Source organism: Histidinibacterium aquaticum, assembly GCF_008710275.1.
Classification (GTDB): Bacteria; Pseudomonadota; Alphaproteobacteria; order Rhodobacterales; family Rhodobacteraceae; genus Oceanicola; species Oceanicola aquaticus.
Genome location: NZ_VYQE01000005.1, coordinates 180,023 through 193,545 on the forward strand (window position 1 = coordinate 180,023; position 13,523 = coordinate 193,545).

Consider the following 13,523-nt stretch of genomic DNA (forward strand, 5'->3'; position numbering starts at 1 on the left):
ATTCGCGATAGACTGCCGGGCCGTTCAGAGCGGGTCACAGGATGTCGAGGCGACGCCTCTCCAGGCCCTAAATGTAGGTGTTCTCGGCAGCGATCGCGGTCGTCGGGCGACCGCTACCGAGATGGTGATCATTCCGGGCTCAGACCCAGGGACGGGCCTGACCGGCCTGCGCCTCGAAGCTGTCGATGGCCGAGACCTTCTCCAGCGTCAGGGCGATGTCGTCGAGCCCGTTTAGCAGGCAGTGCTTGCGGAAGCTGTCGATCTCGAAGTGGAAGACCTCCCCGTCGGAAGAGGTGATCGTCTGGGCCTCGAGGTCGACGGTCATCCGGGCGTTCTGCCCCTTCTCGGCGTCCTTCATCAGCACGTCCACCTGGTCCTGCGGCAGCACGATCGGCAGGATGCCGTTCTTGAAGCAGTTGTTGTGGAAGATGTCGGCGTAGCTCGGCGCGACGATGGTGCGGATCCCGAAGTCCTTGATCGCCCAGGGCGCATGCTCACGCGAGGAGCCGCAGCCGAAGTTCTCGCCTGAGATCAGGATCTCGGCGTCACGATAGGCCGGCTGGTTCAGCACGAAATCGGGAATCTCGTTACCGTTGTCGTCGTAGCGCATCTCGTCGAAGAGGTTCACGCCCAGTCCCGTCCGCTTGATCGTCTTCAGGAACTGCTTGGGGATGATCATGTCGGTGTCGACATTGATGATCGGCAGCGGGGCGGCGATGCCGGTGAAAGTCTCGAACTTGTCCATCGGGCCGCTCCTTATGCCGGTTCCGGTTCGGGTGTCATCATCTCGCGCACGTCCGTCAGCCGGCCGGTGATCGCGGCTGCGGCGGCCATCTGGGGCGACATGAGGTGCGTGCGCCCGCCGCGGCCCTGGCGGCCCTCGAAGTTGCGGTTCGAGGTGGCGGCGCAGCGCTCGCCGGGGGCGAGCTGGTCAGGGTTCATGGCGAGGCACATGGAGCAGCCCGCGAGCCGCCATTCGAAGCCCGCATCCTGGAAGATCTGGGCGAGGCCCTCTTCCTCCGCCTGGGCGCGGACGAGGCCGGAGCCCGGCACGACCATGGCGCGCAGGCCCGGCTTGATCTTCTTGCCCTTCAGGATTTTCGCAGCCGCCCGCAGGTCCTCGATCCGGCCGTTGGTGCAGGAGCCGATGAAGACCGTGTCGATCTCGATGTCCTGCAGGCGCTGGCCGGGCGTGAGGCCCATGTACTCGAGCGCGCGCTTGGCGCCCTGCACCTTGCCGCCCTCGAAGTCCTCGGGCGCAGGCACAACGGCGTCGATCGGCAGCACGTCCTCGGGCGAGGTGCCCCAGGTCACGACCGGCGCGATATCCTCGCCGCGGATGGTGACGACCTTGTCCCAATGCGCGTCGTCATCGGAATAGAGGGTCTTCCACCACTCCATCGCGGCTTCCCACTGCGCGCCCTTCGGCGCATGGGGGCGGCCCTTGATGTATTCGAAGGTGGTCTCGTCCGGCGCGATCAGGCCGGCGCGGGCGCCGCCCTCGATGGCCATGTTGCAGACGGTCATCCGGCCTTCCATCGAGAGCGAGCGGATGGCTTCGCCGCAGTACTCGATGACGTAGCCGGTCCCGCCGGCGGTGCCGGTCTTGCCGATGATCGAGAGCGTGATGTCCTTGGCCGTGACGCCGGGTGCGAGCTGCCCGGTGATCTCGACCTTCATGTTCTTCGACTTGGACTGGATCAGCGTCTGCGTGGCGAGCACGTGCTCGACCTCGGAGGTGCCGATGCCGTGGGCCAGGGCGCCGAAGGCACCGTGCGTCGCAGTGTGGCTGTCGCCGCAGACGATGGTCATGCCGGGCAGGGTCCAGCCATTCTCGGGGCCGATGATGTGGACGATGCCCTGCCGGACGTCGGAGACGGGGTAGTAGTGGACGCCGAACTCCTTGGCGTTGGTGTCCAGCGCCTCGACCTGGATGCGGCTTTCCTCGTTGGTGATGCCGTTCACGCGGTCGGCGGTGGTGGGCACGTTATGGTCCGGCACCGCGATGGTCTTCTCGGGCGCGCGCACCTTGCGGCCGGCGAGACGCAGGCCCTCGAAGGCCTGCGGGCTCGTGACTTCGTGCACGAGGTGGCGGTCGATGTAGAGCAGGCTGGTGCCGTCCTCGGCGGTGTCGACGAGGTGGGCATCCCAGATCTTGTCGTAGAGCGTCTTGGGGGACATGGGTCCTCTCCCTTGGGCGTAGAATGAAACGGCGGATCGGGCGCGCGGGCGCCTCCCGGACCGGTCAGGGACGGCCGAGGATCGAGAGCGTCGCGCCATAGAACCGCCAGGGCAGGCGGGCGCGGTCGTCCATATCGAAGATGCGTTTCATGGCAGAGGCTCATACACGCGCGCCGGGCGCCCCGCAACAGCCTCGCGCATGTGTGTCGGCCGCCCATGGCGCGCACCGCTCCGGTCACGAAGTCCGGACTGCCGCGCTGGTGTCTTGCCGTTGCCGGACCGCCGCGCGACAGTCTGCCGATGGACCCGGAAACGACGGACTTCAACGCGGCCCTCGCGCGCATCATGGAGATCGGACAGGGGCTGTTCGATCAGGGCGGCGTCTTCCTCAATTCCCTGATGCGACCCTGGAATGCCTACCAGGTCGTCATAGCGCTGACGCTCTTCCTCGTCGCGCATGTCCTGAATGCGATCGTCGCTCCGCGCCTGTACGAATGGATGCGCACCCGCGAGGGCTGGGCAAAGTGGCGCTTGCGGCTGCTGGTCCTCGTCCACCGCAGGCTGCGGATGATCTTCTTCGTGGGCCTGATCTGGCTGACGGTCTGGATCATGCGCGAGGTCACCTGGCCGTCGCGGTCCTACCTCCTGACCATCACCGCCAACCTCTCGCTCGCCTGGCTGATCATCGCCCTGACGACGCGGATGATCTCGAATCCCCTCCTGAGGACGATCGTCCGCTACGGCGCCTGGGCCTGGATCACCTTGCAGATTCTCGGCCTGACCGACGAGGTGGGCCGGCTCCTCGACAGCATCGCGCTGGAGTTCGGCGAGACCCGCTTCTCCGTTCTGCTGCTGCTGCAGGCGGTGCTGGTCGTGGGACTCCTGCTCTTCGCCGCGCGGTTCCTCTCGGCGCAGACCTCCGTCCGGATCCAGTCGAACGAGGAGCTGTCGCCCTCGCTCCGGGTGCTCACGGTCAAGCTGGTGCAGGTCCTGCTCTACGGCGCGGCCTTCTTCATCGGGCTGCGCGCCGCCGGGGTCGACCTGACGGGGCTGGCGGTGCTGTCAGGCGCGATCGGCGTGGGCCTGGGCTTCGGCCTGCAGAAGGTCGTGTCGAACCTCGTTTCGGGGATCATCCTGCTTCTCGACAAGTCGGTGAAGCCGGGAGACGTGATCTCGCTGGGCGAGACCTTCGGCTGGATCAACGCCATGGGCGCCCGCTATGTCTCGATCACCACGCGGGACGGCAAGGAGTACCTGATCCCCAACGAGGACCTCATCACCGGGCAGGTGGTGAACTGGTCGCACTCCAACGATTTCGTCCGCCTCGACATCTACTTCGGCACCGCCTACGGCGACGATCCCCACCTCGTCCGGCGCATCGCCATCGAGGCGGCAAAGAGCGCGAACCGCGTCCTGAGCACGCGGCCGCCGGTCTGCCATATCGTCGGCTTCGGCGACAGCTCGGTGGACTACATCCTGCGGTTCTGGATCTCCGACCCGACGGGAGGCCTCACCAACATCCGGGGCGACGTCTACCTCGCCCTCTGGGATGCCTTCCAGGAGAACGGCATTTCCATCCCCTTCCCGCAGCGCGAGGTGAAGATGCTCTCCGGATCGGAGCTCTCGGTCGGGGAGGGACGCCGAGACTGACCCGTTGTGTTGGCTTTTATTGAAATGTCACCGGCCGATTGTTACCTTTGAGCCAGCCCGGCGCCGGGGTGGTTCAGGCGCATCAGACCGGAGGACCAGGACCTGTCTTTCCCTTCATTGGCGGCCGCGCCCGCTTCTGAACGCGCCGGCATGGCTGCCGCGCACACCCAGGCGACGAGCGACACGATCCTCGCCGCGATCCTCAAATCCCTCGATGACGACAAGGCCGAAGACATCGTGCAGATCGATCTGCGCGGGCGCTCGGAAATGGGCGACTGGATGGTCATCGCATCGGGCCGCTCGTCGCGCCAGGTCGCGGCGATTTCGGAGAAGCTCACCGACCGGCTCAAGCAGGAGCTGGGCGTGATCTGCAAGACCGAGGGCAAGGAGAGCGGCGACTGGGTTCTGATCGACTCGGGCGACGTGATCGTTCACGTCTTCCGTCCCGAAGTGCGCGAGTTCTACCAGCTTGAGAAGATGTGGCAGCCCGCCGGGCAGGCCGCCGGCCGCTAGGGCTTGCGCGTCTCGATCTGTGCCGTCGGCCGGATGAAGGCCGGGGCGGAGCGTGATCTCATCGACGACTACCTGACCCGGTTCGACCGGACCGGGCGGAGCCTCGGGCTCGGACCTGCCTCCGTCGTGGAGGTGGACGACCGCAAGGGCGGCGGGATGGCCGGGGAGGCGGTTCTGCTGGAGAAGGCGGTGCCCGAGGGCACCGCGCTCTGCTGTCTCGACGAGCGGGGGAAGGTGATGACCTCGCCGGAGTTCGCCGAGCTGCTGGGGGGCTGGCGAGATGCCGGGCGCTCCGGGGCAGCTTTCGTGATCGGCGGGGCGGACGGGATCGCGCCTGAACTCAGGGAACGGGCGGAGGTCCGGCTCTCCTTCGGAAAGATGGTCTGGCCCCATATGCTGGCGCGGGTGATGCTGGCCGAGCAGCTCTACCGGGCGGCCTCGATCCTCGCGGGGAGCCCGTATCACCGGGTCTGAGCGGAGGTGTCCAAGTTTGGACACCTGGCTTAGCCTCTGATTTCAAAAGATATTCATGGTTAACGGCGATTCCGTTAACCTTTTGATGCGCTCGGTCAGAGGGTCGGGCGCACCGTGCTGCCAGAGCATCGAGACCGCCGCCTTGACGCGGATCCAGCCGCGCAGGCGGTCGGGATCGAGACCGGCCCCGGAGGAGACGCGGGCGAGGCGCTCGACGAAGACCTGCGGCCGGATGGCGAGGCCGTGTGCGGGGTCGATCGCGTCCGGATTGAAGAAGAGCCGGGCGAAGTCGAAGGTCCGGTCGCCGTGAAGGCCCTTGGGGTCGATGACCCGCCATCTCCCGCCGAAATCCAGGATATTGCCGTGATGCAGGTCGCCGTGCAGCGGTAGGGGGGCCGTCGTGCTCTCCAGCAGATCGCGGGCCAGGGCGGCCTCGCCGGGGAAGCGCGCGGCGCCCCGGGGCGAGAGCAGGGCGGCGAGATAATCCGAGAGCGGTTCGGTCTCCGGTGGATGCGCACGCGCTTGGTGCAGTCGGGAGGCGACCTCGAGGATGACCTCGGTCGCGGCGGCGTCGTCGGTCAGGGCGAGGGTGACGAGGTCCGGTCCCGTGGCGCGCTCGAGCAGGAGGGCCGGGCCCTCGAACTCCAGGACTTCCGCCGCCGTACCGGAGCCGAGCCACCGGAGCAGCGCGGCGCCGCGGCGCTCTTCCTCCGAACGGGCAAGCTTGAGCATGGCGGGCCGGTCCCCGGCGCGGACCGGGAGCAGGTCGGAGGAGGGCGTGCGGATCGGCGCCCCGTCGGGGGCGAGGGTCCAGCGCTCGAGCCAGGGCGCGAAGGGGGACATGGGCGGAGTTCCGGGGATCGGGTGCGTTTGAAAACGCACCCTACGGATCATCCTTGGTGATGGGAGGGGTCAATATCTCGCGATTGACCTGCGCGCGGGACCGGGGAAGATGCGCCTGATGAAGAGCCAGGCCCCCCTGATAACCCCGGTGCTGATCGCCGGGTGCATGATCGTCATGATCGGCTTCTCGATCCGGGCGGCCTTCGGCGTGTTCCAGATCCCCATCGCCGAGGAATTCGGCTGGGCGCGGGCCGAGTTCAGCCTCGCCATCGCGATCCAGAACCTGGCCTGGGGCATCGGCCAACCGATCTTCGGCGCCATCGCCGAGAGGATCGGCGACCGGAAGGCGATCGTGATCGGCGCGCTCTGCTACGCGGCGGGACTGATGCTCTCGGCGATGTCGACGACGCCACTCGCGCACCAGGTCTGGGAGATCTTCGTGGGCTTCGGCATCGCGGGCACCGGCTTCGGCGTGATACTCGCGGTAGTGGGACGCGCGGCCTCGGACGAGAACCGCTCCATGGCGCTGGCCATCGCGACGGCCTCGGGCTCGGCGGGACAGGTCGTGGGGCCGCCGGTGGCCGAGTGGCTGCTGGGGATGATGGGCTGGTCCTCGGTCTTCATGGTCTTCGCAGGAATCGTGCTCGCTTCCCTGCTCTTCCTGCCGATGATGCGGGCGCCCGCGGCGTCGACGACCGAGTTGCAGGAGAGCATGGGCACGGTGCTGCTGCGCGCCTTCCGTGATCCCTCCTACACGCTGATCTTCCTCGGGTTCTTCTCCTGCGGCTATCAACTGGCCTTCGTCACCGCGCATTTCCCCGCCTTCGTGGCCGAGGCCTGCGGCAACATCGCCTCGGGGTCGCTGCTGCACGCTCTGGGGGTCACGACGACGAGCGCGCTGGGCGCGGTGGCGATCTCGGTCATCGGGTTCTTCAACATCATGGGCACGCTCGCTGCCGGATGGGCGGGCAAGCGGTATTCGAAGAAGTACCTTCTCGCAGGAATCTATACCGCGCGGACGATGGTCGCCGCGGCCTTCATCCTGGTGCCGATGACGCCGGCGACGGTGCTTCTGTTCTCGGTCAGCATGGGGTCGCTCTGGCTCGCCACGGTACCGCTGACCTCGGGTCTCGTCGCGCACCTCTACGGGCTGCGCTACATGGGGACGCTCTACGGCATTGTCTTCTTCTCGCACCAGCTGGGGTCTTTCCTGGGGGTCTGGCTGGGCGGGCGCATGTACGACCTGACCGGCGGCTACGAGGCGGTCTGGTGGGTCGGCGTGGGGGTCGGTGCGCTCTCGGCGGTGCTGCATCTGCCGATCAAGGAACGGCGGACGCCGCTGGCGGCGGCGGCCTAGCCGACCCAGGCGATCACCGCCGAGACGGTGAGGATCGAAAGCGCTGTCGAGATCAGGATCGAGGCCGAGACGCGGTGCGGCGCGACGCCGTAGTGCTGGGCCAGGATGTAGACGTTGCCCGCCACCGGCAGGGCGGCCGCGGCGATCATGACGGCGGCGGCATAGGGCTCCACCTCGAATATCCAGAGCGCGGCGACGGCGACGGCGGCGGGATGGAGGACGAGCTTGGCGAAGCTGAGCCAGCCCGCGACGGCGAGCCGTTCGGCGGACTTGGTGGCGAGAGAGGCCCCGATGGCGAAGAGGGCGCCGGGGGTGGCGGCGGAGCCGAGCAGCACGAGGAAGTCGTTGGCGGGCCCGGGAATCGGGACCTGCAGGCCGGAAAGCGTGAGGCCGAGCGCGATGGAGACGATCATCGGGTTCTTCAGCAGGCCGAGGGCCACGGTGCCGAGCACAGCGGGCCGCAGGCGGCCGTCGCGGCGGCCGGTGATCAGGATCACGATGAGCGATCCGAAGACGACAAGGTCGACCGCCAGCACCAGCATGTTGAAGCCGATGGCCTCCTCCCCCAGCAGCAGGGCCAGCATGGGTATGCCGAGGAAGCCCACGTTGCCGACGACCGCGCATTGCGCCTCGACCGCGGCCTCTTCCAGCCCGCGGCGCCGGACGAGGGCGACGGCGGTGACCAGAACGTAGACCAGCGCGCTGGCGGAAAAGTAGGCGAGCACGAAGGGCCAGCTCCAGAGTTCGGCCAGAGAGAGGTTGGCCGAGAACCGCAGGAGCATGGCGGAAAGGGCGAAGTAGAAGACGAACTTCGTCAGGTAGGCGGTGGCTTCGGGAGTGAAGAAGTTCACCCGGCCGGCGCCGTAACCCAGCGCGATGACCGCGAAGAAGGGCAGCGTCTCGCGCAGGACCTCGAGCATGTCAGAGCGTGGCGTGCATCTCGCCCACGACGCGGCCGTCCCAGTTCGCGAGATCGGGCGCGAGGCGCTTCTTCGCGAGCGGGTGATCGGGGTCGAGCACGCCTTCCCGGGCGAGAAGGGCGGCGATCACGCATTCGGCGGCGCGGGTGGCGCCGTCGGCGATCTTGACGGCGATGCCGAGTCGCTTCTCCGGGACGATGGCGACGAAGACGCCTTCGGCCCCGGTCTTGATGGCGGCTCTGCCCTCCATCGCGCGCATGAGTTCGGTGCAGGCGCGCCCCTCTCCGGCCACGAGGTCGGGGCGGAGCACCATGGCCTCGGTCAGCGCGGTCATCGCCCGGTCGCGGGCGCCCGAGCGGGTCGAGGCGCAGGCGAAGCGGGCCATTGCGCGGGCGAGGCCAGTGACCGTGCAGGCGAAGTTCGGGGCCGAGCAGCCGTCGATGCCGAAGCCCGGGGTCACGTCGCCGGTGACGTCCTCGAAGGCGGCGCGAACGGCGCGCTGCACGGGATGGTCGGGCTCGCAGTAGTCGGGACCGGCGTCGAGGTGGCCGGCGAGCTGGAGAAAGCCCGCGTGCTTGCCGGAGCAGTTGTTGTGGACGCGGGTCGGCGTCTCGTGAGCCCGGATCATCGCGAACTTCTCGTCCCGGTCGCGGGGCGGCTGGGGCCCGCAGACGAGCGCCTCGGCGCCGAGGCTGAGGTCGGAGAGCCAGGCCGAGACGCCCTCCCGGTGGAGCGCCGCGCCTTCGTGGCTGGCGCAGGCGAGCGCGCGGCGCTCGAGGGCGAGATCGGGAAAGGCCTCGGCCAGGGGCAGGGCCTGGATCATCTTGCAGGAGGAGCGCGGGTAGATCAGCGCCTCGGGGTCGCCCCAGGCCTCGCGGATGGCGCCGCTGCCGTCGGCGATGACGGCATGGCCGGCGTGCCAGCTTTCCAGCATGCCGCCGCGCGTGAGCTCGACCAATTTTTGCGCCTCAGCCATTCACATCCCCCTGATTTTTCCGCGTCCCTCTCCCACGCAGGCGTGAGGGGGCGGGGCTTTTCCCTTGCGGCGGAATCCTGCTAGGAGGTTGCCTACCGGGTTGAACCGGGCCCTGCCAGCCGGAAATAAGAGCCGCCGAAGCGCCCTGAGCGGTGGCAGGGGTGACACGCACGAGGCAAGGACAGCTAGGAGGCTGTGGACATGATTTCAGGGGTTCTGCGTAGCGCAACGTTGGCCGTGGCCTGTCTGGCGGGAACGGCTCTTTGGGCTCAGGAGTCGACCAACCGCGTCGCCGCAGACACGGACTGGAGCGTCTTCGTCGAAGGCGACCCGCAGGAATGCTGGAGCGTTTCGGCGCCGAAGGAGACGGCCCTGCTCGACTCCAGCGGCAACCCGACGGACGGCATCCGCGGCGACATCCTGCTGTTCGTCTTCTACCGCCCGGGTGCGGGCGTCGACGGGCAGGTGACCTTCACCGGCGGCTATCCCTTCGCCGGCGGCTCGACCGTGACGCTCGACATCGGCGGCGAGAGCTACGAGCTCTTCACCGAGGACGAGTGGGCCTGGCCGGCCACGCCCGAGGACGATGCCCGCATCGTCGCGGCGATGAAGCGCGGCGCGAGCGCCGAGCTGACAGGTCGCTCCGGCCGGGGCAACACGACCGTCGACGAGTTCTCGCTGCTCGGCTTCACCGCCGCGGTGGAAGAGGCGCAGCGCCGCTGCGACGGCTGAGGCACAGCATGGGGACGGACGGCATGAAGATCGTGAAGCTCCAGGCGGCGGTAGCCGCCGTGGCCTTGATGGCCGGATTTCCGGCCCTGGCCCAGGACGCGGCCGAGGAAGAAGTCGAGACCGATTGGTACGTCTACGCCGCCGACGACGGCTCGGAGTGCTTCGCCATCTCCTCTCCGACCGGGGCCAGCTATTTCCGCGAGGGCGAAGAGGTCAGCGCGAACACCGACCCGCCGTACCTGACGGTCGTCTATCGCCCCGCCGAGGGGGCCGAGGGCCAGGTCGCCTACCACGGCGGCTTTCCCTTCGGCGACGAGCCCATCGAGGTGACGGTCGGCGGCGAGGAGCACGAGCTCTTCACCGAGGAGACCTGGGCCTGGCCCGCAAATCCCGAGGCGGACGCGGAGCTCATCTCCTCGATGCGCGATGCGGACGAGATCGAGCTGTCGTCGTTCTCGTCCCGCGACACCAATGTCGTGCACACTTTCTCGCTGGAGGGGTTCCCGGCCGCGGTGGACGAGGCGGAGCGGCGCTGTTCCGGCGACTGACCGCCTGATTTGAGACTTTTTCGACCGGATGAAGCCCGGGATCCTTTGGTGATCCGGGCTTTTTCCTATATGAGGCCGGTCTGACCCGAACGGAGGCCGCTATGGACGCGCCGATCACTCAGGACGTGATGACGATACCGCGGAAGACGGCGGAGGCCGATCCGCGCGTGAACATCGTCGGTCTCACGCGCGACCAGCTGCGCGACGCTCTGATCGAGGCGGGGACGCCCGAGAAGCAGGCGAAGATGCGGCTCAACCAGGTCTGGCAGTGGGTCTACTACTGGGGCGTGCGCGATTTCGGCGAGATGACCAACCTCGCCAAGGCCTACCGGGCGCTCCTCGACGAGAGCTTCCGCATTGCCCTGCCCGAGATGGTCTCGCGCCAGGTCTCCGAGGACGGCACGCGCAAGTACCTCGTCCGGATCGCCGGCGGTCACGAAGTCGAGGTCGTCTATATCCCCGAGGCGGATCGCGGCACGCTCTGCATCTCGAGCCAGGTGGGCTGCACGCTGACCTGCTCCTTCTGCCACACGGGCACGCAGAAGCTCGTGCGCAACCTGACCCCGTCCGAGATCGTGGGCCAGATCATGCTGGCGCGCGACGACCTGGGCGAGTGGCCGAAGCGCGGCGAGGCCAAGGACGAGACGCGGCTGCTGTCGAACATCGTGCTGATGGGCATGGGCGAGCCACTCTACAATTTCGACAACGTGCGCGACGCCATGAAGATCGCGATGGACGGCGAGGGCATCGCCCTGTCGCGCCGCCGCATTACGCTCTCGACCTCCGGGGTGGTCCCCGAGATTGCGCGCTGCGCCGAGGAGATCGGCTGCCAGCTCGCCGTGTCGTTCCACGCGACGACGGACGAGGTGCGCAACAAGCTCGTGCCGATCAACAAGCGCTGGAACATCGAGACGCTGCTGGCCGCGCTCAAGGCCTATCCCAAGGCCTCGAACTCCGAGCGGATCACCTTCGAGTACGTGATGCTCAAGGACGTGAACGATACCGACGCCGACGCGCGGCGGCTGGTGAAGCTGCTCGAGGGGATCCCGGCGAAGATCAACCTGATCCCCTTCAACGAGTGGCCCGGCGCGCCCTACGAACGCTCCGACTGGTCCCGGATCAAGGCCTTCGCCGATATCGTCTACAAGGCGGGCTACGCCGCCCCGATCCGCACGCCGCGGGGCGAGGACATCATGGCGGCCTGTGGCCAGTTGAAGTCTGCCACCGAGCGCGCCCGCAAGACGCGCCGCGAGATCGAGGCCGAAGCGCGCGGCTAGGAAACCGCGCGCTCCCGGCCGGGTTGTCGCTCCGATCCGAGACGGAAAGGAACGGCAGATGGCCTACAGCGAAGGCGACAAGGTGGAGTGGGACTGGGGCAACGGCACCGGGACCGGCAAGGTCACGAAGGTCTACACCCGGAAGATCACGCGCAAGATCAACGGCAGCGAGATCACCCGCGACGCAGACGACGACAATCCCGCCTATTCGATCGAGCAGGACGACGGCAGCGAAGTCCTGAAGAAGGACAGCGAGCTGCGTAAGGCCTGACGCTTTCGCGCGCCTCCGATCCGCTGTAGTCAGCCCCGAAACGGAGGGTGACATGGCGGACGTTCTCAACATCGGCAAGGCGCAGTTCACGGCGCACCCGGTTTCTGCCGCGACGGCGGAGGCGGTGCTGAGCGACCCGATTCCGAAGAGCGCGGTCTGGCGCGATGTCTGGCGGTGGGACGGCACCACCGGCAAGGTCCTGGTCGCCGCGACCGAAAAGGCCGCGGTCCCCCTTCCCAATGCGCTCGTCTTTCGCCGGGCGCGGGCCGACGACGCGGGCGTCGTCGCGACGGACCCCGAAGCGTCGAAGAAGATGGCGCAGCGGTTTCTCGAAACCGTCGGCGCCCCGGACCTGAAGACGGTCATGCAGGCACTGGCGAAGGTCATGACGATCCCGCACAAGGCGCTGCCGCTCGACCGCTTCGAGCGGCTGAAGCCGGTGGTCGGGTTCACGCTCAAGCAGCACACGGACTTCGTCGTGCTGGAGCTGCGCGGACCGGACGGCATCTCGGCCTTCCTCTGCCTGCCGAACCGGGTCAGCTATCACCACGAGATCGCCCAGGTCCTCGACGAGATCGGCTTCGAGGACCTGATGGCCGAGGCGCCGGAACTGCGCGAGGTGCAGCCCTCCTTCGTGGTGCCGGCGAAGTCGGTGGCGAATGCCAAGCTGCGGCGGATGGCGCTGGCGAAGCGGGCCGACGAGATGGCGGCGGCCAAGGCGCGACTGCCCGCCGGAGCGGGCGGCGAGGTGGCCCGGCAGAACATGGAGGCCCGTACCCTGCGGCTCGCCGAGGAGCAACGCGCGCTGACCCCGGCCAAGGCGAAGGGCGGGAGCTGAGAGCGGAACCGCCGCGTCTTCGATGTGATCGGGACAGGCGGGTCAGGCCTTCCGGGACGCGGAGACGGAGGCTCCTTTGCCTTTGAGGCGGACGCGGACAATGGTTGCGTTCTCTCCGTCTCGCGTCACCTCGGCAATGCCCGAGGCCTGCACAAGGTCGGTCAGCCGCTGGAACCCGAAATTGCGCGCGTCGAAGTCGGGGGCCTGCTTGGCGAGATGACTGCCGACTCCGGAAAGTTTGGCCCAGCCGTCGTCCTCCACCGTCGCGTTGATCGCTTTTCCGAGCATGTCGAGCGCAGGCTTGTCGAGTTTGACTTTCCGGGCGGGCTCGGCAGGCGGCGCCTTTTGGGTGGCAGATTGATCGGCATCCGGCGGTGAAAGAACGTCGAAATAGACGAACTTTTCGCAGGCGGTGATGAAGGGCCGCGGCGTCTTGCGTTCCCCGAAACCGTAGACGGCGACGCCCTGTTCCCGGATCCGGGCGGCCAGGCGCACGAAGTCGCTGTCGCTCGACGCGATGCAGAACCCGGAAAAGCGACCCGTGTAGAGGAGATCCATCGCATCGATGATCATCGCCCCATCGGTCGCGTTCTTGCCGGTGGTGTAGGCGAATTGCTGCACGGGCTGGATCGAGTGCTCCAGAAGGCAGTTCTTCCAGCCGTCGAGATTCGGCTTCGTCCAGTCGCCGTAAATCCGCTTTACGCTCGTCGTCCCGTAGGTCGCAATTTCCGCCAGCAGCCCGTCCACGATCTTTGGAGAGACGTTGTCGCCGTCGATCAGCAATGCCAGCGCCGGGCTCACCTCATTCGCCATCGTCACACCTCAATACCCGGCGCCTTGTCCGGCCGCGCGAAACTGTCGGGCCCACGCCCATCAGCTGAACGATCGGACCTTCGGAATGAGAACGCCCCCGCAGATCTCTGCGAGGGCGTTTCCGTGGTTT

15 protein-coding genes are annotated in these 13,523 nt (G+C 67.6%); 9 read left to right on the top strand and 6 right to left on the bottom strand.

What is annotated here, in order from left to right:
- Positions 1 to 139: 139 nt before the first annotated feature.
- Together leuD and leuC are read right to left on the bottom strand one after the other, a co-directional pair.
- The gene (gene leuD, locus F3S47_RS16285) at positions 140 to 745 is read right to left on the bottom strand and encodes a 3-isopropylmalate dehydratase small subunit (protein WP_150446361.1); all 606 of its coding nucleotides are present in this window, start codon (positions 743 to 745) and stop codon (positions 140 to 142) included.
- An 11-nt stretch (positions 746 to 756) separates the two neighbouring features.
- Positions 757 to 2,181, bottom strand: a complete 1,425-nt coding sequence (gene leuC / locus F3S47_RS16290) for a 3-isopropylmalate dehydratase large subunit (RefSeq protein ID WP_150446362.1) — start codon at positions 2,179 to 2,181, stop codon at positions 757 to 759.
- A 300-nt stretch (positions 2,182 to 2,481) separates the two neighbouring features.
- Here leuC and F3S47_RS16300 point away from each other — a divergent pair, with 300 nt between their 5' ends.
- The 3 genes from F3S47_RS16300 to rlmH all read left to right on the top strand — a co-directional run bounded on the left by F3S47_RS16300 (position 2,482) and on the right by rlmH (position 4,818).
- Positions 2,482 to 3,831: a mechanosensitive ion channel family protein gene (locus F3S47_RS16300; RefSeq protein WP_150446427.1), complete on the top strand. Its 1,350-nt coding sequence runs from the start codon at positions 2,482 to 2,484 to the stop codon at positions 3,829 to 3,831.
- 150 nt (positions 3,832 to 3,981) lie between these two features.
- Complete coding sequence (rsfS, locus tag F3S47_RS16305) at positions 3,982 to 4,344, top strand: ribosome silencing factor (protein ID WP_150446363.1); 363 nt, start codon at positions 3,982 to 3,984, stop codon at positions 4,342 to 4,344.
- Between the two features lie 3 nt (positions 4,345 to 4,347).
- Positions 4,348 to 4,818, top strand: a complete 471-nt coding sequence (gene rlmH / locus F3S47_RS16310; protein ID WP_150446364.1) for a 23S rRNA (pseudouridine(1915)-N(3))-methyltransferase RlmH — start codon at positions 4,348 to 4,350, stop codon at positions 4,816 to 4,818.
- Positions 4,819 to 4,860: 42 nt separating this feature from the next.
- Here the strand turns inward: rlmH and F3S47_RS16315 are convergent, their stop codons facing one another.
- Positions 4,861 to 5,661 (bottom strand): aminoglycoside phosphotransferase family protein, encoded by an 801-nt coding sequence (locus F3S47_RS16315; RefSeq protein ID WP_191090218.1) that lies wholly within the window; start codon positions 5,659 to 5,661, stop codon positions 4,861 to 4,863.
- A 118-nt stretch (positions 5,662 to 5,779) separates the two neighbouring features.
- Here F3S47_RS16315 and F3S47_RS16320 point away from each other — a divergent pair, with 118 nt between their 5' ends.
- Positions 5,780 to 7,018 carry an MFS transporter gene (locus tag F3S47_RS16320; RefSeq protein ID WP_150446429.1) on the top strand — a complete coding sequence of 413 codons (1,239 nt, stop codon included), beginning with the start codon at positions 5,780 to 5,782 and terminating at the stop codon, positions 7,016 to 7,018.
- Here F3S47_RS16320 and F3S47_RS16325 read toward each other — a convergent pair.
- Together F3S47_RS16325 and F3S47_RS16330 are read right to left on the bottom strand one after the other, a co-directional pair.
- Entirely contained in the window at positions 7,015 to 7,938 is a 924-nt protein-coding gene (locus F3S47_RS16325; protein ID WP_150446366.1) for an AEC family transporter, read from the bottom strand. The two genes, F3S47_RS16320 and F3S47_RS16325, sit on opposite strands and share 4 nt — an antisense overlap.
- Position 7,939: 1 nt before the next feature.
- Positions 7,940 to 8,914, bottom strand: coding sequence for an asparaginase (locus F3S47_RS16330; RefSeq protein WP_150446367.1), 975 nt, complete (start codon positions 8,912 to 8,914; stop codon positions 7,940 to 7,942).
- Positions 8,915 to 9,115: 201 nt separating this feature from the next.
- Between F3S47_RS16330 and F3S47_RS16335 the strand changes: the two genes are divergently transcribed.
- The 5 genes from F3S47_RS16335 (at position 9,116) to F3S47_RS16355 (ending at position 12,580) form a co-directional block, all read left to right on the top strand.
- Positions 9,116 to 9,646 (top strand): invasion associated locus B family protein, encoded by a 531-nt coding sequence (locus tag F3S47_RS16335; RefSeq protein WP_150446368.1) that lies wholly within the window; start codon positions 9,116 to 9,118, stop codon positions 9,644 to 9,646.
- Positions 9,647 to 9,669: 23 nt separating this feature from the next.
- Complete coding sequence (locus F3S47_RS19475; RefSeq protein ID WP_191090219.1) at positions 9,670 to 10,194, top strand: invasion associated locus B family protein; 525 nt, start codon at positions 9,670 to 9,672, stop codon at positions 10,192 to 10,194.
- Between the two features lie 101 nt (positions 10,195 to 10,295).
- Positions 10,296 to 11,471 (top strand): 23S rRNA (adenine(2503)-C(2))-methyltransferase RlmN, encoded by a 1,176-nt coding sequence (gene rlmN, locus F3S47_RS16345; protein WP_150446369.1) that lies wholly within the window; start codon positions 10,296 to 10,298, stop codon positions 11,469 to 11,471.
- A 58-nt stretch (positions 11,472 to 11,529) separates the two neighbouring features.
- Positions 11,530 to 11,742 (top strand): hypervirulence associated TUDOR domain-containing protein, encoded by a 213-nt coding sequence (locus F3S47_RS16350; protein WP_150446370.1) that lies wholly within the window; start codon positions 11,530 to 11,532, stop codon positions 11,740 to 11,742.
- 52 nt (positions 11,743 to 11,794) lie between these two features.
- On the top strand, positions 11,795 to 12,580 hold the full coding sequence (locus F3S47_RS16355) for a hypothetical protein (RefSeq protein ID WP_150446371.1): 786 nt from the start codon (positions 11,795 to 11,797) through the stop codon (positions 12,578 to 12,580).
- Between the two features lie 42 nt (positions 12,581 to 12,622).
- On the opposite strand, the gene F3S47_RS16360 is transcribed toward F3S47_RS16355, so the two are convergent.
- Positions 12,623 to 13,393 carry an NYN domain-containing protein gene (locus F3S47_RS16360; protein WP_150446372.1) on the bottom strand — a complete coding sequence of 257 codons (771 nt, stop codon included), beginning with the start codon at positions 13,391 to 13,393 and terminating at the stop codon, positions 12,623 to 12,625.
- Between the last annotated feature and the right edge of the window lie 130 nt (positions 13,394 to 13,523).